This window comes from Pseudobutyrivibrio xylanivorans, from assembly GCF_010906925.1.
Classification (GTDB): Bacteria; Bacillota; Clostridia; order Lachnospirales; family Lachnospiraceae; genus Pseudobutyrivibrio.
In genome coordinates, this window is the sequence record NZ_VTVE01000005.1 from 1 (window position 1) to 24,478 (window position 24,478).

The 24,478-nt window shown below is 41.3% G+C and carries 19 protein-coding genes and 1 pseudogene; 18 read left to right on the forward strand and 2 right to left on the reverse strand.

Translation table 11 applies throughout. The features are described from left to right. Positions 1 to 784: pseudogene (locus F0Q01_RS13945) on the reverse strand (hypothetical protein); the annotation flags it as partial. Between the two features lie 58 nt (positions 785 to 842). Between F0Q01_RS13945 and F0Q01_RS13950 the strand changes: the two are divergent. The 18 genes from F0Q01_RS13950 (at position 843) to F0Q01_RS12660 (ending at position 23,446) form a co-directional block, all read left to right on the forward strand. Further along, complete coding sequence (locus F0Q01_RS13950; protein WP_163927266.1) at positions 843 to 1,565, forward strand: hypothetical protein; 723 nt, start codon at positions 843 to 845, stop codon at positions 1,563 to 1,565. 96 nt (positions 1,566 to 1,661) lie between these two features. Next, a complete protein-coding gene (locus F0Q01_RS12580) occupies positions 1,662 to 2,684 on the forward strand; it encodes a hypothetical protein (RefSeq protein WP_090489122.1) in 1,023 nt (340 codons plus the stop codon). A gap of 53 nt (positions 2,685 to 2,737) precedes the next feature. Further along, positions 2,738 to 4,234, forward strand: coding sequence for an accessory Sec system protein Asp2 (gene asp2 / locus F0Q01_RS12585; protein WP_090489124.1), 1,497 nt, complete (start codon positions 2,738 to 2,740; stop codon positions 4,232 to 4,234). 164 nt (positions 4,235 to 4,398) lie between these two features. After that, positions 4,399 to 6,720: a hypothetical protein gene (locus F0Q01_RS12590; RefSeq protein WP_163927268.1), complete on the forward strand. Its 2,322-nt coding sequence runs from the start codon at positions 4,399 to 4,401 to the stop codon at positions 6,718 to 6,720. A gap of 290 nt (positions 6,721 to 7,010) precedes the next feature. Next, complete coding sequence (locus F0Q01_RS12595; protein ID WP_090155346.1) at positions 7,011 to 7,445, forward strand: hypothetical protein; 435 nt, start codon at positions 7,011 to 7,013, stop codon at positions 7,443 to 7,445. Positions 7,446 to 7,463: 18 nt separating this feature from the next. Next, the gene (locus tag F0Q01_RS12600) at positions 7,464 to 8,192 is read left to right on the forward strand and encodes a hypothetical protein (protein WP_090489129.1); all 729 of its coding nucleotides are present in this window, start codon (positions 7,464 to 7,466) and stop codon (positions 8,190 to 8,192) included. Positions 8,193 to 8,203: 11 nt separating this feature from the next. Further along, positions 8,204 to 8,671: a hypothetical protein gene (locus F0Q01_RS12605; protein WP_090155342.1), complete on the forward strand. Its 468-nt coding sequence runs from the start codon at positions 8,204 to 8,206 to the stop codon at positions 8,669 to 8,671. 45 nt (positions 8,672 to 8,716) lie between these two features. Beyond that, entirely contained in the window at positions 8,717 to 9,628 is a 912-nt protein-coding gene (locus tag F0Q01_RS12610) for a YitT family protein (protein WP_242869276.1), read from the forward strand. A gap of 155 nt (positions 9,629 to 9,783) precedes the next feature. After that, positions 9,784 to 11,145 carry an NADP-specific glutamate dehydrogenase gene (gene gdhA / locus F0Q01_RS12615; protein WP_090155337.1) on the forward strand — a complete coding sequence of 454 codons (1,362 nt, stop codon included), beginning with the start codon at positions 9,784 to 9,786 and terminating at the stop codon, positions 11,143 to 11,145. 195 nt (positions 11,146 to 11,340) lie between these two features. Next, on the forward strand, positions 11,341 to 12,546 hold the full coding sequence (locus tag F0Q01_RS12620) for a hypothetical protein (protein WP_090155335.1): 1,206 nt from the start codon (positions 11,341 to 11,343) through the stop codon (positions 12,544 to 12,546). Positions 12,547 to 12,621: 75 nt separating this feature from the next. Then, positions 12,622 to 14,226 (forward strand): accessory Sec system protein Asp1, encoded by a 1,605-nt coding sequence (asp1, locus tag F0Q01_RS12625; RefSeq protein ID WP_090489131.1) that lies wholly within the window; start codon positions 12,622 to 12,624, stop codon positions 14,224 to 14,226. Beyond that, positions 14,227 to 14,658 (forward strand): accessory Sec system protein Asp3, encoded by a 432-nt coding sequence (gene asp3, locus F0Q01_RS12630; protein WP_090155330.1) that lies wholly within the window; start codon positions 14,227 to 14,229, stop codon positions 14,656 to 14,658. Position 14,659: 1 nt separating this feature from the next. Then, entirely contained in the window at positions 14,660 to 17,008 is a 2,349-nt protein-coding gene (gene secA2, locus F0Q01_RS12635; protein ID WP_090489133.1) for an accessory Sec system translocase SecA2, read from the forward strand. Positions 17,009 to 17,019: 11 nt separating this feature from the next. Beyond that, positions 17,020 to 18,516, forward strand: coding sequence for an accessory Sec system glycosyltransferase GtfA (gene gtfA / locus F0Q01_RS12640; protein WP_090489135.1), 1,497 nt, complete (start codon positions 17,020 to 17,022; stop codon positions 18,514 to 18,516). Beyond that, positions 18,489 to 19,832 carry an accessory Sec system glycosylation chaperone GtfB gene (gene gtfB / locus F0Q01_RS12645; RefSeq protein ID WP_242941874.1) on the forward strand — a complete coding sequence of 448 codons (1,344 nt, stop codon included), beginning with the start codon at positions 18,489 to 18,491 and terminating at the stop codon, positions 19,830 to 19,832. Before gtfA ends, gtfB begins: the two co-directional genes overlap by 28 nt. Positions 19,833 to 20,023: 191 nt before the next feature. Next, on the forward strand, positions 20,024 to 22,660 hold the full coding sequence (ppdK, locus tag F0Q01_RS12650; protein WP_090489137.1) for a pyruvate, phosphate dikinase: 2,637 nt from the start codon (positions 20,024 to 20,026) through the stop codon (positions 22,658 to 22,660). A gap of 109 nt (positions 22,661 to 22,769) precedes the next feature. Then, positions 22,770 to 23,135, forward strand: coding sequence for an ACT domain-containing protein (locus F0Q01_RS12655; protein ID WP_090489139.1), 366 nt, complete (start codon positions 22,770 to 22,772; stop codon positions 23,133 to 23,135). 32 nt (positions 23,136 to 23,167) lie between these two features. After that, positions 23,168 to 23,446: a hypothetical protein gene (locus tag F0Q01_RS12660; RefSeq protein WP_090155320.1), complete on the forward strand. Its 279-nt coding sequence runs from the start codon at positions 23,168 to 23,170 to the stop codon at positions 23,444 to 23,446. Between the two features lie 62 nt (positions 23,447 to 23,508). Here the strand turns inward: F0Q01_RS12660 and F0Q01_RS12665 are convergent, their stop codons facing one another. Further along, a complete protein-coding gene (locus F0Q01_RS12665) occupies positions 23,509 to 24,234 on the reverse strand; it encodes a MerR family transcriptional regulator (protein ID WP_090489141.1) in 726 nt (241 codons plus the stop codon). Between the last annotated feature and the right edge of the window lie 244 nt (positions 24,235 to 24,478).

A 24,478-nucleotide genomic window follows, 5' to 3' on the forward strand; every position in this document is an offset into this window, starting at 1 on the left:
GTGAGAGCGCATCAACATCAGCAAGTTTATCAGAGTCAGCAAGTATCTCTGAGAGTATAAGAGAGTCAGAGTCAGCAAGTGCCTCTGCAAGAATAAGTGAACTTGAGAGCCAGAGTGTTTCAATGAGCATAAGCTTATCTGAATCAGCTAGCGCAAGCGAAAGTGCATCGACATCAGCTAGCACTTCTGCTTCAACTAGTGCATCAGAGAGCCAGTCAGCAAGCACAAGCGCGTCAACAAGTGCAAGCACATCAGCTAGTGAATCTGCATCAACATCAGCTTCACTAAGCAACAGTGCATCGGCTTCTGAGTCAACTTCAGCAAGCACAAGCGCTTCAACAAGCGCAAGTACTTCAGCATCAGCAAGTGAGTCAGCAAGCACAAGTGCATCAACAAGTGCAAGCACTTCAGCGAGCGAGAGCGCATCAACATCATCAAGTTTATCAGAGTCAGCAAGTATCTCTGAGAGTATAAGAGAGTCAGAGTCAGCAAGTGCCTCTGCAAGAATAAGTGAACTTGAGAGCCAGAGTGTTTCAATGAGTATTAGCTTATCTGAATCAGCCAGCGCAAGTGAAAGCGCTTCAACAAGTGCAAGTACCTCAGCATCAGAAAGCCAGTCAGCATCTACTAGTGCTTCACTAAGCGAAAGTGAATCAGCTTCATTGAGTGCATCAACATCGGCAAGCTTGTCAGAATCAGAAAGCACAAGTGCATCACTTAGCGCAAGTACATCTGCTTCATTAAGTGAGTCTGAATCAACAAGCGCTTCACTTTCTGAGAGCACAAGTACTTCTATTTCCCAGAGTATGTCACTTTCTGTAAGCTTAAGCCTTTCAGAGAGTATGAGTATTAGTAACTCTGAGAGACAGTCAGCTTCAGCTAGCCTTAGTGCATCAGAGTCAGCTAGCACATCAGCTTCACTTAGCCAGTCTGAGTCAGCATCAGTAAGTGCAAGCGAGAGCGCATCAGCATCAGAGAGCGCATCAACAAGTGCTTCAACAAGCATGAGTACATCAGCTTCTGAAAGCGCTTCAACTAGCACATCAACAAGTGAGAGTGCATCTACATCAGAAAGCACAGCTGCAAGTACTTCAGCTTCAGAGTCTGCTTCAACTAGTGCAAGCAACTCTGCTGCAGCAAGCACAGCAAATGACAATTCAGGCAGTGGTGCTGGTTCAAATGGTTCTGCATCTGAGAATAATGGTGTAGCAGGAAGCACAACAGATAACACAATTACAACTTCATTTAATGAGGTTACAAATAATACAGTTTCAAGAGTTTCTAACTTCAATGAGCTTGAAGGTGATGAGCTTCAGGGAATTGCAGACGAGCAGGTACCACTTGCTGTAGTTCTTGATGATGATCACACAGCAGCAAATTTTGGAGATGAAGACCTTACTACAATCGAAGACGAAGAGACACCTCTTGCTATTTCAAAGAGTGGTCTTGCTGGAAGAGTATGGTGGTATTGGATTCTCATCATCATCAGTGCATTAGCTGGAAAGAGAGCAAAAGATAAGAAGGAAGCTAAGACTGAGGCCGTAAGGGCAGAAAATGAGAAATAATTCACAGTTTCTTTACAGAATGTAGTTAAAAGTGAATTATAATTAGAGAGTGATATACTTTGTCACTCTCTAAATTATTTTATGGAGGATATGGGAATGAATAAAAAGCTTAAAAGATGTTTAGAATTTTTGGGGGTTCTAGCGATTACATTTGTTATTTCGTTATCCAGCCCACTAAATCCATGGATGAATAATGTATTTACATCAATGCAGGAGGGGATTCTTGATATTGCCCATCAGATTCGCGATGGATTTTTAGCTTACGTGGAGGTAGATGGAAATTATGGCCCAGTGCTCTACGAGTTCTATGGTCTAGGATATCTACCAACAGACACTCATATTGTTCAATTTATAATGGAAACAGTTGGAATCTTTTTCCTTGTGTTATTCCAGTACAAAACAGCGAAGCTATTTACATCTGAAGTTTTCGCTATGATTTCTGCTGGTCTTTTAACTGTTTTTGAGTGGGGTGCCCTTACTCATGCAGGTGCAGAAGAAATGATGTTCTTCATCCTTACATTAACATGCTATCACGTTGCAAGACAGCTTCAGCAGGGATTCTTGTCATATCACACATACTTACTTACAATTGATTTAGGGCTAGTATTTTTCTTGCAGCCAGGATATATTTTTATCTGGGTTGTATTGCTTATTTTCTTTGCTATCAAATTCAAAGCAGACGGTCTGAAGGGCAAAGAATACAGAGCTTATTATGTATCAGTATTTGAGGGATTAATAACAGTTGGAGTGCCTATGGGACTTTATCTGTGGTACTTTAAGAATGCAAAAGAATTCTTCCAGCATGTTGTGGTTTACAACATGAACAACATTGGAGGATTTGCTGAGGGCATGAAGATTATTTGTGGAAGTCCATGGATTATTCTTTTGGCAGTACTTGTTGTAGTTACAATTGTAAAAGTATTCCTGGGAGAAAAATTCCTTACATATTGTTTCTGGATTGGATTTACAATTTTGACATTTGTTGTAATTGCAATTCAGGGCGACAACTTAAGCACATTCTTACAGCTTTCAAAGGCTGTATATATAGTTCCAATTGCTGGCGTATTCTCACTTATTGACAAGGCACTGGGACTAAAAGTAGAGGAAAGAGAATATTAAAAACAACAAAAAGGGGCCTAGCTGGCGTATGCTGGCTAGGCTAATAGTGCATTATGGAGAAAATACGAATACTACAAATTGGAACTGAAGATTGGAAAAATAAGTATAGTTTCCCTTCATATATAAAGCACATCTTTGCTGATGGCGAAGTGAAATATAAAAAGGAAATCTATGAAATAGTTGTTCTAGAGAGAAATCTAGAGCCAGAGGAGATAAAGGCAGTGAAGGATATGTCATATTCCTACTGTCTTTTTGCTGTGGATAGCTTTGAACTAGATGAGAACAATGGTGTTCTATTTGAACAGAGAATGGGAAAACTTTTGCCATCATATAACATTCAGGATTTTATTAATAATGAAGCAAAAAAATATTTTAGCAAGCCTTATGGAGAAAAGTTTAATCCTGGTTCTGTAGGAATAGCTAATGGTTTCAAGGGGCAGGTAAAATGGAATGGCCAGTATAGCGTCAGTCTAGATGGCGATTACGGTTATGACATGAAACAGATAGCTTTTTGGAGGGGCAATATTCCTATGGAAGAAGGCCAAGCTATCGACTTTTGGCTGGAATATAAAAAGGATGAGGGAGTAGAGATTTCCCTTTCAATCAAACAATTTGTTTCAGGAAGCCTTTCGGATGTGTTGGATTCCTGGGAGTTCTCCGAAGAGGATTTACAAAATGAAGTGCGTATAGAAGGAAGAAATGGTGCTGGAACTATTTTTGTCTCTTTAAGAGCTAGAGGTAGTGGGCATCTTGAGATAGTTGGACTCCACGATAGAATCTCCAGATGGGATGTAGGAGAATTTATGGTAGGTGGAGAGAGGTATGTTACCTCAGAGAGAGAAGAAATATTTGCATATTTTGATCCAGGCGATTTGAAACCGCCGTTGGCTGTTTATTTTTCTGGTTACAAAACCATGGAGGGTTTTGAGGGATATTACATGATGAGAAAAATGGGATGTCCTTTCCTATTATTAGCTGAGCAGCGTTTTGAGGGTGGCGGATTTTATATGGGTTCGCCTGAATTTGAGCGCACCATGGTTAAGATAATAGATAAATATTTAAGTAAGCTAGGATTTTACCCAGGCGATTTGATTCTATCAGGAATCTCCATGGGAACCATCGGTTCTATGTACTATGGATGTGATTTGAAGCCACATGCGCTTATATTGGGTAAGCCTCTAGCTAGCCTTGGAAATATAGCGCAGAATGAGAGACTTAAAAGACCTGGTGGCTTTCCTACATCACTTGATTTGCTCCAGAAGTTTTCTGGGGACATGTCAATGGCAGGTGTGGAGTCATTAAATGAGAGGGTGTGGAGTAAAATTCGAAACACTGATTTCAGTCACACCAAGTTCATTGTCTCTTACATGTTTGAAGATGACTATGATGACACCGCTTATGAGACTTTATTGTCAGAGTTAAATTCCGCCGGTGTTCAAGTATATGGAAAAGGTCTTCATGGCCGTCATAATGATAATACTGCTGGTATTGGTGCGTGGTTTAAGGGCCAATACGAAAGGGTTTTGAAGGAAGATTTTTACCGAGAATAGTGCTCTGTGGCTTATGGCAAGAACGCTTTAAATTTGGCAGAATGTATACAATTTGTACATTGTTTTTTCATACTTAATTTCTATAATACCTTTACAGAAAAGATAATAGTCGACCGATATACCTTATAAGAGAACAAGATAGGGCGAGTAAAGGAGATAGTAGTATGGGTAAGAAAGTACAAGATCTCGTAAAAGGAATCGTAATCACTGGCACAGCAGTTGGGGGCGCCAGCGTTTTTTCTAATATGGGCTTAGCTTATGCGCATGAAATAGAAACTACAGGCGAAGAAGTAGTATATGATTCTGCACCTGAAGCAGCACAAGAGGCACCTGCTGAGACAGCTTCACAAGAGCCAACAGTTACAGCAGAGGTAACACCGGAGGCACCAGCAGCAGCGCCAGAAGCAGAGGTAACACCAGAAGCACCAGCAGCGCCAGAAGCAGAGGTAACACCAGAAGCACCAGCAGCGCCAGAAGCACAGGCAGCAGCACCAGAAGTACAGGCAGCAGCGCCAGAAGTACAGGCAGCAGCACCAGAGGCACAGGCAGCAGCACCAGAGGCACAGGCAGCAGCACCAGAAGTACAGGTAGCAGCACCGGAAGTACAGGAAGCAGCGCCAGAGGCACAGGCAGCAGCGCCAGAGGCACAGGAAGCACCAGTTGCAGTAACACGTAAGGCGGCTCCGAAGCTCATGGCGGCACCAGCACCTCAGGCAGCTCCAACTCTTATGGCAGCGTCAGCACCTCAGGCAGCTCCAGAATCAGCAGCACAGGCAGCACCAGCTGCAACTACAAGTAGTACCGAGGAACTTGAGGAAACAATTAGTTCTGAAAGTGCATCTGTATCTGATGCGGAATCTGAACTCTTATTTACATCAGAGTCTACTTCTGCAAGCCAGTCAGAGGCTATTGATAGCATGTCTGTAGCTGAAAGCGAGGCAGCTAGCGAATATATAGCAACATCAGAGACATTTATTACAAACGGATATGATAATGCTGGTGTAGCAGAAACTCAGCAGAAAATTGCTCAATTAGAAATTGAAGAGAAAGCTCAAAGAGAGGCAATTGCTTTACAGAGAAAGCCTGCTCTATCTTTGAATGAGTATTATATACCTTATGGTCGTCCTTTAGCAGAGGCTATGATTGAGTATAAATTGCTTGTTGAGGGCAAGATTTTATACGCTAATATTCAAAATGGTAACTTACATACTGGATGGTATGGAAGTACCTATTATGACAAGAGATACGTTGTTAAGTGGATTGATTTAGATGGAAATTATAATGAAGAATACTTTGACTACGTTACTGTAGATGAATTTGGTAATTCTCTTTATAAAGATGAGACTCACCAGACTGATATCAATGGAATTCCACATGAAGACTATGCTCCTGGAGTATATGGTATCAATGTAGTACAAAAGGCTTATGCAGTTACAGATACTGTAAGTCCTAAAAAAGAAACATTTAAGAACGTAGTGATGCCTGATGGCTCAGTTATTGCTAAAATAGTAAGCACAAGATATGAGTTTGACTATACATTAGATGATGAAGGCAAAATGCTCAAAGGTGGCGATTGGTACACCGAAGGAACATACCATTCACAGGCATCAGAGCGCAGCGAAATGATTAAAAACATGAACTCTCTTGCTAGTGCAGCTGAGCAGTTCAGTGAGGATGCAAATGCATTCTCAACAAGTGTAGCTGGTAGTACATCAGGATTTGTACAGTTATCTCAGGCGATTGCAGATTTTGCAAGTCAGTTAAAAGCGAATTCTCAGAGCCTTAGCACATACAAGAGTGAAAGCTTATCAGCATCTACATCTGATAGTGAGATGGCTAGTACAGCAAAGGCTGAATCAGAGACAGCAGCTTCATTATCTACATCAGCTTCAGAAGCAGCTTCAATAAGCGCATCTGAATCAGCATCAGTTGCTTCAAGCGAGTCAACAAGCACAAGTACTTCAGAGAGCACTTCAATAAGCACATCAACTAGCACAAGCTCATCTGTAAGTGCTTCAGAGTCAGCATCTGTAGCTTCATCACAGAGTGGCTCTACATCAGCATCAACAAGCGCTTCAGAAGCAGCATCTGCAAGTGCATCAGTTAGCGCATCAGAAGCAATTGAGGGTTCAGAGAGCATTACAATTTCTAATGCGGCAACAGAGTATATCAGCGATGCTGCAGGCCGTGTTGATACAAATGTAGCAGCAGGCAACACATATAGACAGGCAGCAGTAATTACACCTATAGATAATGATGCAAGAGTTCCACTTGCAGTACTTGATCAGGAGATTCTTGATGATGACATTGTAGATGCACCTGCAAATGTAGATGTAATCACAGGCATCGATGATGATCAGGTAGCTAGATATGGTGAACTTGGTCCTAATGGATGGGCTGGAGCATCACTTCCAATAATTGGAGGTCTCACAGGATTATTTGTAGCAGCAAAGCGCAGAAAAGAAAAAGGGACTGAAGAAAGTTAATTAATAGTTTTTTTAGCCAGGCCTATTTGAGGCCTGGCTTTTTGGTGTATGTGAATAGTTAATATTCAAAGTCACTGATTCCAGTTTACAAATATTTAAAGATTATTCTTTTACAAGCAAGCTTGACAAGAATTAATCCTTAAATATTTATAACTGTGAATAGTAACTTTGAATAAGCACTATATTTTGTATAATTTACAAATCCACTATACAAATAATAGTGAAAAGTGATAATATCTAAGTAGGTATAGGATGCTATACTCTATGAATTTTTTGACGGGAGGATGCTTATGAAGGGAGAATTTTCTGGAAAATCTATTTTTAAGCATAGATACATAGGCATGGCTGAGGATGATATTCGTCAAGAAATAGATAGACTTCAAGGCGAAGTGTTTGAATTGCAGCAGCTTTTACAGCTCTATGCTATTGAAAATGGAGAAATAAAACAGAAAATCTATGAGTCTCAGACCACCAATGAAAAGCTCTGTAGAAGTGTAGAGACCAAGGTCCAAAATCTGCAGGATGCCCTTGACTACACCAAGCCAGTCAAGGCACAGATGGACAATCTGATTAAGGAATTTGAGCTTAATTTAGAATCAGTCTACAACCACGACGGAGTAAAAAAACAGCAGAGAGACATTAGGATTTTTTCTGCGTTTACAGCAATTAATACATTGTTACTATTGTGTTTGATAGGATTATTGAGTTATTCAATCTTTTTCTAGATTATTGGAGTTTATACTATGGATTGGCTGACAATTAATATATTTATCTGTGCAATAGGCGTGATGCTTTTGTTTCTGATGCCTGTCTATTTCAAACAGAAAAATACAAGACGAGCAGTAGAGGCCGAGTATGAGTCATATATTTCTAAAATGGAAAAAGATGACAAGCTATACGCCCAACACACAAGACAGCTTAATAAAAACCTTAACATCATTAATTTTTGGCTTAAGACAGGCAAGGACCCTTCTGAAAATGAGGAGGATTCTGAGACTGTTGAACAGGAAGACCGTTTCTTTGCAGGTCTGATGGATCCAATGGAGGCCAAGCGATGGAAAAAGTCAGTAGAGAAGTCTACCTCGGATGATGCTGAGGATGAAGAGGTAAAATCTATTCGCGTAGATGAGTTCAAGGTCACTGAGATGGAGCCTATGGAGGTCGAGCAGACTGAGATGACTTTCTATTATATGACTGACTACGGCGAGTATATATACTATTGTGTTACACCGGAGTATTTAGAAAACAATGACTTTACTCACGTGATTTACTTTACCACATCACGTTCGACTAATATTCCTCTTGTGTATCCACATAAATATGAGGGAGCGCAGATGCTTTCACTTTACAAGCATCCAGCTCAGACAGTCTGGTTCCTTAAGAACTGGAAATTAATTCGCGAGGGATTAGAGGGCAATGCAAGTGAGATGCCTCCTCTCGACGAGAGTATTACAGATGAATTTGATTTATAGTGAGGATTTTTATGGCAGGTAAAGACCCTGAAAAAGAGAAATTTGTTAAAGAGTTCATGGAGCGCAAGCCTACCAGATGCTCTGAGTGTAAGGGACGCATCAAATACATAGGCGGCGGTCATTATGAGTGCTATGATTGCGGTCATCAGGAAGTAGATGACTTTGGTAAGGTTAAGGATTACATTGACGAAAATGGGGCCAGTCCTGCTATAGTTATTTCTGAGAACACAGGAGTACCTGTGGATATGATTAACGCTATGCTCAAAGAGGGGAGACTTGAAATCCCTGAGGGAAGCGTAGTTTACATAGAATGTGAAAAATGTGGATGCAGTATCCGCTATGGTCGCTTTTGCCCTGACTGCATTCGCAACCGTACTAACAGCCTTAAGGGTATATATTTCAATCCTGATGTGGGAGAGAAGCCAAAGAATGCCCCTAAGAAGAGGGATGACGGCCGTATGCATTTTCTCGGTCTATAGGTTTTTACTTTAGTCTGCTAACGCGTTACCGTGCTGTGCTGACAAATGTCCGCAATTGGTGTACAATCACAGCTGTTTGAAATAATTAATGAAAGCGGTGTTGTGATGAGGCAGATAATAAAAACAGCATTGATTGTAGTATTGGGAAATTTTGTTTATGCTTTAGCGGTAGCATTCTTCATTGAGCCATCTGGGCTCATTACTGGCGGTGGTACCGGTCTTGCTTTGTTCTTTCATCACACTTTTGGATTTCGTACATCTTATGTAGTATTTATCATTAATACTATTCTATTTCTGATTGGCTGGCGATTGATGGGACATCGATTTGCAGCCAATACATTACTTTCCACATTTTGTTTACCAGTTGAGATTCATATAGCAGAGATGATTGCAGCCAATTATTCGCCTATAGATGATATTGTGCTTTGCACTGTCTTTGGCGGTCTTATGATAGGCGCTAGCCTTGGAATCGTTATTAGAACTGGCGCGTCAACAGGTGGTATGGATATTCCGCCTATTCTATTAAATAAGTACTTAGGTCTTCCTATTTCTGGAGTTATGTGGGCATGTGATTTATGTATATTAGGAGTTCAGGCTCTTTTTACCGACAAGACCAAAGTTCTTTACGGAATAATGCTTGTGATTATATACACTCTTACATTAGACAAGACACTTATTCTTGGTAAATCAAAGAGGCAGATTAAAATCGTCAGCAAAAAACATGATGAAATTAGAAGAGCAATTCTTCAGGACATAGACCGTGGCGTTACGGTTATGTATGGACGTACAGGTTATCTTGCCAAAGATACAGAGATTACCCTTTCTATAGTTTCTACCAGAGAGCTCGCTAGAACAGAGCGAATTGTCCATGATATTGACCCAGAAGCATTCATTATTATCAGTCGTGTTTCAGAGGTAAAAGGTCGCGGTTTTACGGAACAAAAGAAGTATTTATAGAGGATATTTATCCACCTATTGAAAGAATAGGTGGATTTTTTAAAAAAATTTATTGCACTAAAGTGTTAAATGATGTACAATCGTCTCTAGGTTGCGCAGGAAAGACAAATGTCCGCGCCTACTGAACGTTTATCATGGAAGGAGAATATAAAAACATGAATTTTAAGAGCAGTTATTTACAGCGCGTTTATGACGGTCTTGAGTCAAGAAACGCAGAGCAGAAAGAATTCTTACAGGCAGTTAGAGAGGTTCTTGAGTCATTAGAGCCAGTTGTTGCTGCAAATCCAAAACTTGAGGAACTTGGCGTTATCGAGCGTATCGTTGAGCCAGAGCGTATTATCCAGTTTAGAGTTTCTTGGGTTGATGACCAGGGTAAGGTTCAGGTAAATCGCGGTTACAGAGTTCAGTTCAATTCAGCAATTGGACCATACAAGGGAGGTCTTAGACTTCACCCTTCAGTAAATCTTTCAGTTATCAAGTTCTTAGGTTTCGAGCAGATCTTTAAGAACTCACTTACAACACTTCCAATCGGTGGTGGTAAGGGTGGTTCTGATTTCGATCCTAAGGGTAAGTCAGACATGGAAATCATGAGATTCTGTCAGTCATTCATGACAGAGCTTGCTAAGCACATCGGTGCTGATACTGACGTTCCAGCTGGTGATATCGGTGTAGGCGGACGTGAGATCGGTTTCATGTACGGTCAGTACAAGAGACTTCGTAACGAGTTCACAGGCGTTCTTACAGGTAAGGGACTTACATACGGTGGTTCACTTGCTCGTACAGAGGCTACAGGTTATGGTGTTTGCTACTTCACACAGGAGATGCTTAAGTCTGCTAAGAATACATCATTCGAGGGCAAGACAGTAGCTGTCTCAGGTGCTGGTAACGTAGCTATCTATGCTATCCAGAAGGCTTATCAGCTTGGTGCTAAGCCTGTTACATGTTCAGATTCTACAGGTTGGATTTATGATCCAGAGGGAATCGATGTAGATCTTCTTAAGGAAGTTAAGGAGGTTAAGAGAGCACGTCTTTCTGAGTACGCTGCAGCTAGACCTTCTGCTGAGTACCATGAGAAGAAGAATGGTGAGCACGGTGTATGGCAGTACAAGGTAGACATCGCTCTTCCATGTGCTACACAGAACGAGCTCGATGAGAACGATGCTAAGATGCTTATCGACAACGGCGTTCTTGCTGTATCTGAGGGTGCTAACATGCCTTCAACTCCAGAGGCTGTAGAGGCATTCTTAAAGGCTGGCGTTCTCTTTGGACCAGCTAAGGCTGCTAACGCAGGTGGTGTTGCTACATCAGCTCTTGAGATGTCACAGAACTCTGAGAGACTTCACTGGACATTCGAGGAAGTTGATTCTAAGCTTAAGGGCATCATGGAAGGTATCTTCCACGCATGTGATGACGCTTCTAAGAAGTACGGCATGGAAGGCAACTATGTTGCTGGTGCTAACATCGCAGGCTTCGAGAAGGTTGCAGAGGCTATGATGGCTCAGGGTATTGCATACTAATTCAATAAAATAGACTGAGATACTCCGGTTACGCTCTCAATCTAAACTCCCCTTCACTTGAGGGGGAGCTAGAGATTGAGGGGTGCCGGAGTTTTTTGTTTCTAGTATTAATTGGCATTTTTCTGTTAAAATATAGAATATGCCTGCGTAGTGAATTATAATAGAACATATACAATACACTATGGGGCGGGGAAATTGAAAAAACGATTTTTTCCAAAAACACTTATTCAAAAGTTAATATTCACCCTGATTATCATGACTGTATATTTGATAGGCCGTGAGCTTCCACTATATGGTGTGGACTTGGAGGCCTATGCTGCATTTAGAAACGATGCAGAAGATTTGATTATGCAGACTATCGGTGGTGATAGATACAGAACTAGTATTTTTGCTCTAGGTATATCGCCTTTTATGTTTTCAATGCTTTTTGTGCAGGTGGTTGTTTCGTTTAAGAAAGCAGATAGCAAGGCACACACCTCACCAAGGAAAACCACTAGGGCGACTCTTATTTTAATGCTTATTTGGGCATTAATTCAGGCTGTGCTCACAGTTCAATCCACTCTTTTTATATACGAAGGAGGACTACAGCTGATTGCTGCCAAAATAGTGGCTGCAGTGCAGATGATTACAGGTTCATTTGTAATTCTGTGGCTGGCTACTAGAAATGGTAAATACGGAATCGGCGGTCAGACTGTACTTATCTATGTGAATATTTTGGATAGCGTGGTAAATACTGTTAAGGGAGCGCCTATTAAGGAGCTTCATGTGGTAGGAGCCATCTGTGTAGTAGCTCTGCTTATCACTATTATTTTCGAAAACAGTGAGTACCGCATTCCTATGCAGCGTATTTCTATCCACAGTATTTATTCAGACAAAAACTATATTCCAATTAAATTAAATCCAATAGGTATGATGCCTGTTATGTTTTCATCAGCATTTTTTATGCTGCCAGTTTATTCATGCCAGTTTTTAGCAATGGTATTTCCTGACAATGCTACCATAGCGTGGGTTAGTGACAATATGGATACAACTCATCCGCTAGGTCTAGGTGTTTATATTGCTGTACTTTATTTCATTACGGTGGTTTTTTCATTTATTTTCATCAGTCCAAAGAATCTAGCTGAGAATTTACAAAAATCTGGAGATAGTATCACTGGACTTAAGGCAGGTAAGAAGACTCGCAGATTTATTAGCAATAGAGTATTCTCGATAGCTATATTTTCAGCATTTTTCATGAGTATTTTCCTAGGGCTTCCACTGGGGCTTCATATTAGAGGATTTATAGATGCATCCCTTATCAGTTTGCCATCTATTATCATCGCTATGGCTAGTATCAACTGTAATCTTTATAGAGAGTTTAGAGCGGTTCGTGACTACGATGCCTATGTACCGTTTATTTAAAAAATAGTTTTTGCAGCACAGCCTTTGCAAAGGCAAATATCAATGCTGTGCTTTCCAGTAGATATAGGAGACATTATGCTTTATTTTATTCCAGCTTGGTATCAACAGAATAAATGGCGCGAGTCTGAGCAGAGTTGGCATACCCGAAGAATGCACACTGAGTTTGACGATACAGTAAAGCAGGTGCAGATGTTCTACCGTAACGGTATGCGTGATTTCAAGATTTTGCTTTTGAGTCACACTCCGAATTTCCGTCATTTTCTCCATCGCCAGGGAGTTTTCCATGCTCCATACTGGTCTTGTTTTGATGCCATTCAGGAGGTGGAGAGAAGAAAGGCAGCGGTATTTTCTTTCCATAACTTAAGCTGGCCGGACAATATAGAGTTTGTCTATACACCATTTGTGGTGGTTGCATATCTTGAAAATGTTAAATACGCAGAGATTAATTTTGGTGAAGCTGGCAACCCTATTGAAGTTAGTATGTATAATGCTGGCTCATTGAGCCGTAGAAATATTTATGATGACAGAGGATTTGTTTCTTCTACAGAAGTTTACGATAACGGTATTATCGCATATACGGATTACCTCACAGAAAAGGGCAACATAAAGCTTAGAGAATATGCAGCCACTGGTCGAGTTGAGATAAATGAAAAGTCAAATACTTTCCTTCTCTCAAAAGATGGTGGCTCAGAGCGCAGAGAATTCAAACAGCTCACCTATGACAGCATGAAAGATGTCATAATGGAAGTTATGACTGCCAATCTAGAAGCCAGAGATGAGGATGATGTATTCTGTGTAGCCATGCACGAATTAAATGTGCAGGTAATGAAAGAGTTTGTAGAAAAAAGAAAGCTGATATTGTCATTTTACGGTGATCGCTATCGAATGAGGGATCATCTAGATAATAAGGATATGGTGAAAAAGGCGGGATACGTAGTTACGGATTCTGAGGCTACTACCAGATACCTACTTAGAGATATGGATGAGGAATTGACAAAAGTCATCGACATTTCGCCGTATGATTCACGAATGGATTTTGGTATCAGTCAGCAGCTTACGGTACAGAAGATTCTCGTTCCAGTAGACAATCTGTCGGAGGATAGATTTATCACATTGATGGTTCAGCTTGCTAACTACATCATGACAAATGAAAATGCCATGGTTCATATTTTCACTAGAAACGCAGAATATGATTTGCCAGACAGACTTTTAGCCAGAATTGCAGAGATATTAGAGGCTGCTGGTTTTGACAGGCGGATGGTTATTCCAGATCAGGTTGAGGATGACACTGCTGAAAACGAGCAGGAGATTGAAGAAGAGCAGGTGCCTGTGAGATTTTTCGTGGAGCAGTGTGTGGATGAGCTTTCTGTTAGTAGATGCATCAGAGAGCAGCGTATTATGGTTGATATGCGCCACAATCCGGATCTCTTTTTGCAGATAAACTGTATCAGTAGTGCTATTCCACAGATTATTAGGCGAGAGACTCAGTACATGCAAAATATGTACAACGGATTTGTAGTTACTGATTTTGAACAGATTCCAGCAGCACTTGAGTATTTCTTGGATTCTCTTTACAACTGGAATCAGGCCAAGGTGTATTCCTATGATATTGCCCAGAGATTTACCACTAAAAAGCTTCTAGGCAAATGGAAAGATGTAATGGATTCATTGGAGAAATAAATGGAAAAAGCGATTTGGACAATTTATTGGAATGAATATAGTTCTGATACATATCTCTATGGCTCGAAAATTGATTATGAGGCGAGAAATTGTGTCAGGTTTAAAAATGAGCTGATGCCACCAGGCACAGTTATCAAGCAATGGTATTCTCTGACCAATTATCAGGCTCAAAGAATTGAGCCATCGCTGCCTATTATAGATGGTGAGAGCCGCTATAGAATTAAGATAAATATAGACACCAAGGATGGCAAAGGCTGCCTGGTGAGACTGGTATTTCTGGACAGATATGAGCGCGAGGCAGGAGATTTTACTATTAGAGGTACGGAGGCTGAGTTTTCTTGTCCTCTTAAAACCTACAGTTACAAAATGCAGTTGATAAATGCAGGTATGAAAGAATTTGTTTACCATTCAGTAACCATAGAAGAAATATAAGATGAAAATTAAAAAGACTAGGTCAATAGTAAAAAAACTTCAAAGAGAACTGAAAAAGGTTAAAAGCTACAAGGAACAGATGGCAGCTCTTACTGATGAGCAGCTTCAGGCAAAGACTAAGGAGTTTAAGCAGAAACTTGCAGATGGCAAGACTCTTGATGACATTATGCCGGAGGCTTTTGCTGCTATGTGCGAAGCTGACTTACGTGTGCTTAAAATGTACCCGTTTGATGTTCAGATTATGGCTGGCATTGCTCTTCACAAGGGATATCTGGCTGAGATGAACACAGGTGAGGGCAAGACTCTTACAGCCACACTTCCAATGTATCTAAATGGTCTAGAGGGCAAGGGGGCAATCCTTGTTACCAATAATGAGTACTTGGCTCTTCGTGATGCTGAGGAGATGGGACCAGCCTATGAGTTTATGGGACTTACAATTGCAGCAGGTGTTAAGCGTGATGAGTCGGAGAAATTCGAAAACGATGAGAAAAAAGAAATCTATGCCTGCGATATCGTATATACCACTCACTCAGCATTGGGATTTGATTATCTGATTAACAATTTGGTGAAGTCTGCAAAAGAGAGATTTTTGCGTGAGTTCAATTACATAATTATCGATGAGGCGGATTCGGTACTTCTTGATAGTGCCAGCACACCGCTTGTTATTTCTGGTGCTCCTCGTGTTCAGTCTAATCTATACGAGACTGCCGATTTCTTCATCCGTACCCTTAAGGAGGATGAGGACTATGAGGTGGAGGAGAAAAATGTTTGGTTCACTGAAAAGGGACTGGAGTATGCAGAGAGTTATTTTGGAATAGATAATATTTTTGCGCCAGAGTACTTTGAAATTTATCGTCATCTGGTGCTTGCTCTTAGAGCCCATATGATTATTGAAAAGGGTACTGAGTACATGATTTCAGAGTCAGGCGAAGTGGCTCTTATTGATGCCAGCTCCGGTCGTATGCTTAAGGGTGTTAAGCTAAGAGGCGGCCAGCACCAGGCTATCGAGTGCAAGGAGCAGGTGGAGATTACTCAGGAGAACCGTTCTATGGCCTCCATCACATATCAGAATTTCTTCTCAATGTTTCCTAAGATGTCAGGCATGAGTGGTACTATCTACGATGCCAAGGACGAGCTATATGATGTGTACGGTAAAAAGGTAGTGGTTATCCCTACTAACAATCCTATACAGCGTGTGGATTGTCCAGACTGGTATTTTAGTGATTCGAAAAAGCAATTTGAGGCAGCAATTAGGCTCGCTCTTAGGAAGCATGACACAGGTCAGCCTGTGCTTATAGTGACCACTATGATTTCCGATACAGAAATCATTTCCCATCTTTTGGTTGAAAAGGGTATTCCTCATTCTGTACTCAATGCCAACAATGCATTCTGGGAGGCTGAGATTATTAAGGAGGCTGGCCAGATGGGAGCTATGACAGTAGCTACGTCTATGGCAGGCCGTGGCACAGATATTAAGCTTGGGGCTGGTGTTAAGGAACTTGGTGGTCTTGCTGTTATCGGTGTAGGTCGTATGCTTAACATTCGAGATGAGCGTCAGGCTAGAGGTCGAGCAGGCAGACAGGGTGACCCTGGCTATAGCCGATTTATCGTGTCATTGGAGGACGACATTGTTGAAAAGGGTACAGACCCTGAAAAGTTGAAAAAATATATAGACGGCAAGCGAAAAATCAGCGACAGAAGAGTAAAGAGAATAGTTAACAATGCCCAGCGCATAAATGAAGAGGTGGGCAGTAACAATAGAAAGACAGCCAAGGATTACGATATTGTTCTGCAGCTTGAGCGAAAGCTTATGTACGACACCAGAGATATGCTTTTGGATGGTGGTACCCTTGAAAAGGATAGGCTTATTGCCATAGCCGAGGATAATGTGGATGCATTCCTCAAGGACAATCCTAATTTAGATGGACCTACATTAAATAGATTTTTGCTTGATAACATTTCCTACAGCATGGATAGGGAAGTTAATGTAATGGACTACAAAAACAAGGCCAGAGTTAGAGCCTACATTATGGCTAGGGTGGAGAAATCTTTCCAGGAAAAGGTAGCTACCCTCAACTCTAAGAATGCCATGGATGATTTTGTACGTATCTCTGCACTTTCTGCTATTGACGATGCATGGATTGAGCAGGTTGACTATTTGCAGCAGTTGCAGGCGGCAGTTTCCGGACGAAGCTCTGCCCAGAGAAATCTCATGTATGAATATCATGCGGAGGCCCTAGAGTCCTTCAGAAAAATGGAGGCCACAGTCAAGAAAAACATTATTCGAAATGTACTTCTGTCAGAAGTGCGTCTAGATAAGAAAAATAAGCTACACATTTTATTGCCATAACGGAGGCTTACATGATTTACAATTTCAACTTAGGAATAGGTTGGGCTTCATCAGGTGTTGAGTATGCTCAGGCCTACAGAGCGAAGATTTTTAGGAAAATCGGCGCTGAGGCAAAGTTCATATTTACCGACATGTTTTCACGGGATAATCTAATCGATATGACTAGGAATATCGGTTTTCTTGACGAGGAAATCATTTGGCTTTATACATTTTTTTCTGATTATGTGCCAGAGCCGGTGACATTTACCTTGGATGATTTGAAGGCTACATTGGATGGAAGAAGCTATACCTATGAGCGGGAAGGCAATATTGGTAGATTGATTTTTGAAGGCCAGGGTAATTTCTACAGAGTCTATTTTACAGATGAAAAGCAGGAGCTTGTTCATAGAGTGGAGATGGTCTCTGCAGGTTGCTTGATTCGAAAGGATTATTTTACATCAGGTCGTATTTTTAGCGAATACTACGGACCTTTAGATGGCAAGGCTCATCTTTACCACAGGAGATATTTTAATCGAGATGGCTCGGTAGCTTACGAGGAAATCATTGATGATGATGTAGTGATGTACAAGTTTCCAGATAGGATTATTTGCTCAAAGGAGGAGCTGATTGGCTATATGACTTCTCGTTTGCAGCTTTCTTCTGAGGACATTGTCATAATAGATAGAGCCACAGGACAGGCTCAGGCCATCCTTGAGAACAAGGGCCAGGCAAAGGTTGGCGTGGTTATCCATGCTGATCATTTTAGCGAGGGGGCCACAGACGAGGACAATATTCTTTGGAATAATTATTACGAGTATACATTTTCCATGAACAGGCACATTGACTTTTATGTGACTGCCACAGAGAATCAGAGGAAGCTTCTGATTCAGCAGTTCGAAAAATATGTAGGGGTGAAGCCTACAGTTTACACTATTCCTGTGGGCAGTTTGGATGAGCTTAAAAAGCCTTCTGCACCTAGAAAGAGTCATTCTGCTATTACAGCATCTCGACTTGCCACAGAAAAGCATGTGGATTGGCTGGTTGCAGCAGTGGCTGAGGCTAGAAAAGATATTCCGGATATTTCCCTTGATATATACGGAAAAGGTGCCGCATCGACAGACTTGGAGGCTCAGATTAAGAAGCTTGGCGCTCAGGATTATATACATCTTATGGGCCAGCACAATTTGGATGATGTGTACATCAAGTATCAGGCATATTTTTCTGCATCTACCAGCGAGGGCTTTGGCCTAACTCTTATGGAGGCAGTTGGCTCTGGACTTCCAATAATAGGATTCGATGTGCGATATGGTAATAAAGCATTTATAGATGATGGGAAAAATGGTTTTCGCATTCCATATTCTATTGGTATGGAGAGCACCAGACGGCAGAAGAAGCTTGTGGAGGCTATTAAAAAGCTATTTATAGACAGCGATATGGAGGCATTTTCTGAGCATTCATACAAAAAGGCTAAGGCATATTTGACTAGTGAGGTGGAGTCTAAGTGGAAAGAAGTAGTGAACAAAAAATAATACTTCTCATGGATTATTTTAATAAGGGCAGCCAGGATTTGGTGGATTCCTTCAAGAATGCAGGACTTAATTTTCAGGCCGTTGTGATTAACGATGAGGGATTTTTGCCAGATGATGTTATAAATGTCTTCGAATTTTACCTGGGAGATTTTTCTGAGAAAAATCAAAAGCCGCGTTATTTTAATCAAATTGAGGTGCCTGATTTTTGGGAGGTAAGCGGCAATAATACCAGCGGCTCCATCCATGACAAGAGCAGAGAGCGTGGGCGTATTTTTTATGCAGAGCCAAAGAACAAGCGCTTTGTGAAGGTGGTGGATTGGCTTGATGAAGCTGGCAATGTGCGTCTCTCTGAGCATTACAACAAATATGGATGCAAGTATGCCCTGACCACTTTCAACAAGAAATCCCAGAAGGTTAATAAATCTTATTTCGATGTTGAGGGCCGAGAGGTAATCACGGAAAACTACGTGACAAACGACATAGTTCTAAACATTGATGGAAAGATTTTGATATTTAAGAATCGAACAGAGTTTGTAAAATATTTTATTTGCAGCCAGAATTGGCAGGGCAATAGGATTTTCTTCAACTCCTTGTCTGTACCTTTCTTTGTTTCCAATGCACTGGAGGATGTAAGTGGCGACAGGGGAGACATTCTGTTTTGGCAGGAAAATGTGGGAGCTGAGATTCCTGGAAATATGCAGGTTATATTTGATAAAAAAACAAGCCGATGTCAGAGGGTAATAGTTCAGAATAGGCAAGCCTTCAAGCGGTTGAAAGACCTAAAGGCTCCGAAGGATATGATCTCAGAAATGGGATTTATCTATAGTTTTAAGAGAGAAAACCTTGGTAGACCATCGGCACTTATCTGCACCAATACAGAAAATGTTGAGAAGCTGAGGGAGCTTCTTGAAGAGCTTCCAATGGTCAAGTTCCATGTGACAGCCTTGACAGAAATGTCTGCAAAGCTTCTTTCTCATGAGCAATATGAAAATGTAATCATGTATCCAAATGTTAAGATGGTTACTCTGGATAGATTATTTACCGAATGCGACTTTTTCCTAGATATCAATCATGAAGGGGAAATAGTTGAGGCCACAAGAAGAGCGTTTTTTAACAATCAGATTATTTTTGCCTTTAAAGAGACAATTCATTCCTCTGAATACATAGCCGACGAAAACGTTTATTTGTCTAACGATTATAAACAATTAGCGGGGCACATTAAAAGCTTACTAGACAGCAAAGAAGCATTGGATAAAGCAGTCAGAAAACAGCATGAACAGGGGCTTGCGGCAGAAAAAAGCGACTATATTTTTTAAATGACAGTAAACAGCAGCGAATAGTGTGAAAATATTGCACAAAAATCGCTGCTGTTTTTCTGCTATTTTTACAGACAAAATTGTTTGAAGTGGGGTACAATTTGTGTTTCAATAGAAAAGGACCGTCTGCGACCCCGTTTAAAAACAGGCGGTTTCAGTATCGTTATTTATATTTTTAGGAGGATTTTGTAATGGCTAACAAATGGGTTTATATGTTTAGCGAAGGTGACATGACAATGCGTAATCTTCTCGGTGGTAAGGGCGCTAACCTTGCAGAGATGACAAGTATTGGGTTACCAGTTCCACAGGGTTTCACAATCACAACAGAGGCTTGTACACAGTACTACGAGGATGGCCGAAAGATTAACGACGAGATCATGGCTCAGGCTATGGACGGCGTTAAGAAGATGGAGGAGATTAACGGCAAGAAGTTCGGTGACCTTAAGAATCCACTTCTCGTTTCAGTTCGTTCAGGTGCACGTGCATCTATGCCAGGTATGATGGATACAATCCTTAACCTTGGTCTTAATGATGAAGTAGTAGCAGCTATGATCGCTGGTAATCCAGATCCAGCTTTCGAGCGTTTCGTATACGATTCATACAGAAGATTTATTCAGATGTTCTCAGATGTAGTTATGGAAGTAGGTAAGAAGTACTTCGAGCAGCTCATCGATGAGATGAAGGAAAAGAAGGGTGTTAAGTTTGACGTAGACCTTACAGCAGCAGATCTTAAGGAGCTTGCTGAGCAGTTCAAGGCTGAGTACAAGAATCAGCTTGGTTCTGACTTCCCTTCAGATCCAGTAGAGCAGTTAAAGCTCGCTATCGAGGCTGTATTCCGTTCATGGGATAACCCTCGTGCAAACGTTTACAGAAGAGACAATGATATCCCTTATTCATGGGGTACAGCAGTTAACGTAATGCCTATGGTATTCGGTAACTTAAATAATGAGTCTGGTACTGGTGTTGCATTTACTCGTGACCCAGCTACAGGCGAGAACAAGCTTATGGGTGAGTTCCTTATCAACGCACAGGGCGAGGACGTAGTTGCTGGTGTTCGTACACCAATGCCAATCGCTCAGATGGAGAAGGAGTTCCCAGAGGCATACGCAGAGTTCATCAAGGTATGTGAGACTCTTGAGAATCACTACCATGATATGCAGGATATGGAGTTCACAGTAGAGAACAAGAAGCTTTACATGCTCCAGTGCCGTAACGGTAAGAGAACAGCTCCAGCTGCTCTTAAGATTGCTTGCGACCTCGTTGATGAGGGACACAAGACTCCAGAAGAGGCTGTAGCAATGATCGACCCACGTAACCTTGATACACTTCTTCACCCACAGTTCGAGGCTGCTGCTCTTAAGGCTGCAACTCCACTTGGTAAGGGTCTTGGCGCATCTCCAGGTGCTGCTTGCGGTAAGGTTGTATTTACAGCTGATGACGCAGAGGCTTGGGCTGCTAGAGGAGAGAAGGTAGTTCTTGTACGTCTTGAGACATCTCCAGAAGATATCACAGGTATGAAGGCTGCTCAGGGTATCCTTACAGTTCGTGGTGGTATGACATCACACGCTGCCGTTGTTGCTCGTGGTATGGGTACATGCTGTGTATCTGGTTGCGGCGACATTAACATGGATGAGGAGAACAAGAAGTTCACTCTTGCAGGCACAACATTTACAGAGGGTTCTGAAATCTCAATCGATGGTACAACAGGTAACATCTACGCTGGTATCATCCCAACAGTTGACGCTGTAATCGCTGGCGAGTTCGGTCGTGTTATGGCTTGGGCTGATGAGTTCAGAAGACTTAAGGTTCGTACAAACGCAGATACTCCAGCTGATGCTAAGAAGGCTAGAGAGCTTGGTGCAGAAGGTATCGGTCTTTGCCGTACAGAGCACATGTTCTTCGAGGCTGACAGAATTGCAGCATTCCGTGAGATGATCTGCTCAGATACAGAGGAAGAGAGAGAAGTTGCTCTTGATAAGATTCTTCCTTACCAGCAGGGAGACTTCAAGGCTCTTTATGAGGCTCTTGAGGGATGCCCAGTTACAATCAGATTCCTTGATCCACCACTTCACGAGTTCGTTCCTACAGAGGATGCTGATATCGAGAAGCTTGCAAAGGCTAAGAATAAGTCAGTAGAAGAAATCAAGAACATCTGCGAGTCACTCCACGAGTTCAACCCAATGATGGGTCACAGAGGATGCCGTCTTGCAGTTACATATCCTTCAATTGCTAAGATGCAGACAAAGGCTGTTATCCGTGCAGCACTTGAAGTACAGAAGGCTCATCCAGATTGGAATGTTAAGCCTGAAATCATGATCCCACTTGTATGTGAGGTTAAGGAGCTTAAGTACGTTAAGCAGGTAGTTGTAGAGACAGCTGACGCTGAAATCGCTGCTGCTGGTGCTAAGCTTGAGTACGAGGTTGGTACAATGATCGAGATCCCAAGAGCTGCTCTTACAGCTGATGAGATCGCAGCAGAGGCAGACTTCTTCTGCTTCGGTACAAACGACCTTACACAGATGACATTTGGATTCTCTCGTGATGATGCTGGTAAGTTCTTAAATGCTTACTATGACACAAAGATCTTCGAGAACGATCCATTTGCTAAGCTTGATCAGACAGGTGTTGGTAAGCTTATGGAGACAGCTATCAAGCTCGGTAAGCCAGTAAATCCAAACCTTCACGTAGGTATCTGCGGTGAGCACGGTGGTGACCCATCTTCAGTAGAGTTCTGCCACAAGATTGGTCTTGACTATGTATCATGCTCTCCATTCAGAGTACCAATCGCTAGACTTGCTGCAGCACAGGCAGCTATAGCTAACAAATAATAAAGAGCAATCTTTTTTAGAGAGAGTCAATCGACTCTCTCTTTTTTGGTCCTAGGGGACGGGGTTAGTGGTCCATTTTTAAACTAATCTAGAATTGTTGGAGGAGTACATGGAACTAAAGGCATTGGAATATGATTTGACCGTATGCAAGGTTGAATTGATTGAGGAAATTGATATGACATCTGATTTTTTCTTTATAGGTAAAACAGATGAAGAAATATCTTTGGTTTGTAAGACGGCCGATACACCTGGAGAAACAATAGAACGAGATGATGGGTGGAAAGGGTTCCGCATTCAAGGTGTTCTTGATTTTTCGCTAATAGGAATCTTATCAAAAATATCAGGCATACTTGCAGATAATAGTATTGGAATTTTTGCCGTATCAACTTTCAATACAGATTATATTCTTGTAAAGGCAGAAAATTTTGACAGAGCTTTAAGTGTATTGTCTGCAGAAGGATACACTATTTTATAACTTTCATTTTATTATAGGAGGATGTTTTTTAGATGAATAAAAAAGCATTAGCTGTAGCATTAGAGCTAATCCCAATAATATCAGCTCCACTTGCAATTATATTTATTTATTCAAGTGTAGATTCGCAAGTAATTAGAAGCCTTATAGGTGTATTTACTTTGCTTGGCTTCTTTGGATTTGTATTTTCTTTTATCGGTAGAAGGATTGCAAAGGAAGAAAAAATAGTTAGGGTACTAGGCATATTGGATATACTAGCGACAGTAGCAATTATCATCATGTATGTGCTTGTTTTTATTGCATTGGGATCATAGGAGCCGATTACATTAATCTATATGATAATAGCAGGAGACACTTCAGTGCCTCCTGCTATGTTTTATTTTACATATTCTTCAATTGCACGGCTAACAAATTCAGCAGTACCAGTTCCGCCGGCGTTATCAATATTCGCCTGGAATTCTGCATTGGCTACATACATCTTGCCAAGGCCTGCAAGAATTTCATCGGTGCATTCGTAGAAGTTCTGTGTGATGTAGTCTTGGATTTCCTTTACCATAGCTTGAGCTTCAGCAGATTTAGGCTCAGAATCCTTAATCGCCCCACATTTCTCGAATAGCTTCATGAATTCACGCCATAGTTTTTTCTCATCATCCTTTGTGCGAGAAGAAGCTTTGGTTTCATATTCCGCAAATGCATCGGTTTCACCCCAGTGCTCCTTTGCTTTTTTTGTATATTCATCTAACTTACTAGTATCAAATGCTGTAAAATCCATAAAATTTTTACCTCCGTTTTGTATTCCACGGGCAAATTCTATAAGGTTTTCCAGATGTTCTTTTTTCATAGTAAGAAGCTCTATCTGTTGTTCCACGGCCTTTTGCTTGTCAAAGTTTGGCCGCGTAACTATTTCCTTAATTTCCTTTAATGGGAATTCAAGCTCCCTAAATAATAGTATCTGTTGTAAGCGTTCCATTGCTGCATCGTCATACAGCCTATACCCTGACTCGGTGTACCCAGCCGGCTTCAGTAGTCCAATCGAATCATAGTATTGCAGTGTGCGTATACTCACCCCTGCTAATTTGCTTACTTCATTTACTGTCATCATAGCTTTTCCCTCCGTGGTAATTATACAATAAACTACGACGTAACGTCAGGGTCAATATCTTTTCTAAAAAAAATCTTGCTGTGTGGCATAACTTTTGTGCCGGATTTCAAAACCTACGGGTATAATTAAAAAAATGCGTTTTCACCCGTAGGAAAATGCTGCTTTTGATAGTGCTCGGTCGATATGATTGACAGTTGCCACCCATGATCCAAAATCTGTCCCCTAATCAAGCCGAGATAATACA

What these genes read in the sequence shown, in the direction of transcription:
- gdhA (WP_090155337.1), top strand. Translation starts at nt 9,784, where the DNA reads ATGAATTTTAAGAGCAGTTATTTACAGCGCGTTTATGACGGTCTTGAG.
- F0Q01_RS12610 (WP_242869276.1), top strand. Translation starts at nt 8,717, where the DNA reads ATGTCCGCAATTGGTGTACAATCACAGCTGTTTGAAATAATTAATGAA.
- asp2 (WP_090489124.1), top strand. Translation starts at nt 2,738, where the DNA reads ATGGAGAAAATACGAATACTACAAATTGGAACTGAAGATTGGAAAAAT.
- gtfA (WP_090489135.1), top strand. Translation starts at nt 17,020, where the DNA reads ATGATTTACAATTTCAACTTAGGAATAGGTTGGGCTTCATCAGGTGTT.
- secA2 (WP_090489133.1), top strand. Translation starts at nt 14,660, where the DNA reads ATGAAAATTAAAAAGACTAGGTCAATAGTAAAAAAACTTCAAAGAGAA.
- F0Q01_RS13950 (WP_163927266.1), top strand. Translation starts at nt 843, where the DNA reads ATGAGTATTAGTAACTCTGAGAGACAGTCAGCTTCAGCTAGCCTTAGT.
- asp1 (WP_090489131.1), top strand. Translation starts at nt 12,622, where the DNA reads ATGCTTTATTTTATTCCAGCTTGGTATCAACAGAATAAATGGCGCGAG.
- F0Q01_RS12580 (WP_090489122.1), top strand. Translation starts at nt 1,662, where the DNA reads ATGAATAAAAAGCTTAAAAGATGTTTAGAATTTTTGGGGGTTCTAGCG.
- F0Q01_RS12590 (WP_163927268.1), top strand. Translation starts at nt 4,399, where the DNA reads ATGGGTAAGAAAGTACAAGATCTCGTAAAAGGAATCGTAATCACTGGC.
- ppdK (WP_090489137.1), top strand. Translation starts at nt 20,024, where the DNA reads ATGGCTAACAAATGGGTTTATATGTTTAGCGAAGGTGACATGACAATG.
- F0Q01_RS12660 (WP_090155320.1), top strand. Translation starts at nt 23,168, where the DNA reads ATGAATAAAAAAGCATTAGCTGTAGCATTAGAGCTAATCCCAATAATA.
- F0Q01_RS12665 (WP_090489141.1), bottom strand. Translation starts at nt 24,234, where the DNA reads ATGATGACAGTAAATGAAGTAAGCAAATTAGCAGGGGTGAGTATACGC.
- F0Q01_RS12600 (WP_090489129.1), top strand. Translation starts at nt 7,464, where the DNA reads ATGGATTGGCTGACAATTAATATATTTATCTGTGCAATAGGCGTGATG.
- asp3 (WP_090155330.1), top strand. Translation starts at nt 14,227, where the DNA reads ATGGAAAAAGCGATTTGGACAATTTATTGGAATGAATATAGTTCTGAT.
- F0Q01_RS12655 (WP_090489139.1), top strand. Translation starts at nt 22,770, where the DNA reads ATGGAACTAAAGGCATTGGAATATGATTTGACCGTATGCAAGGTTGAA.
- F0Q01_RS12595 (WP_090155346.1), top strand. Translation starts at nt 7,011, where the DNA reads ATGAAGGGAGAATTTTCTGGAAAATCTATTTTTAAGCATAGATACATA.
- F0Q01_RS12605 (WP_090155342.1), top strand. Translation starts at nt 8,204, where the DNA reads ATGGCAGGTAAAGACCCTGAAAAAGAGAAATTTGTTAAAGAGTTCATG.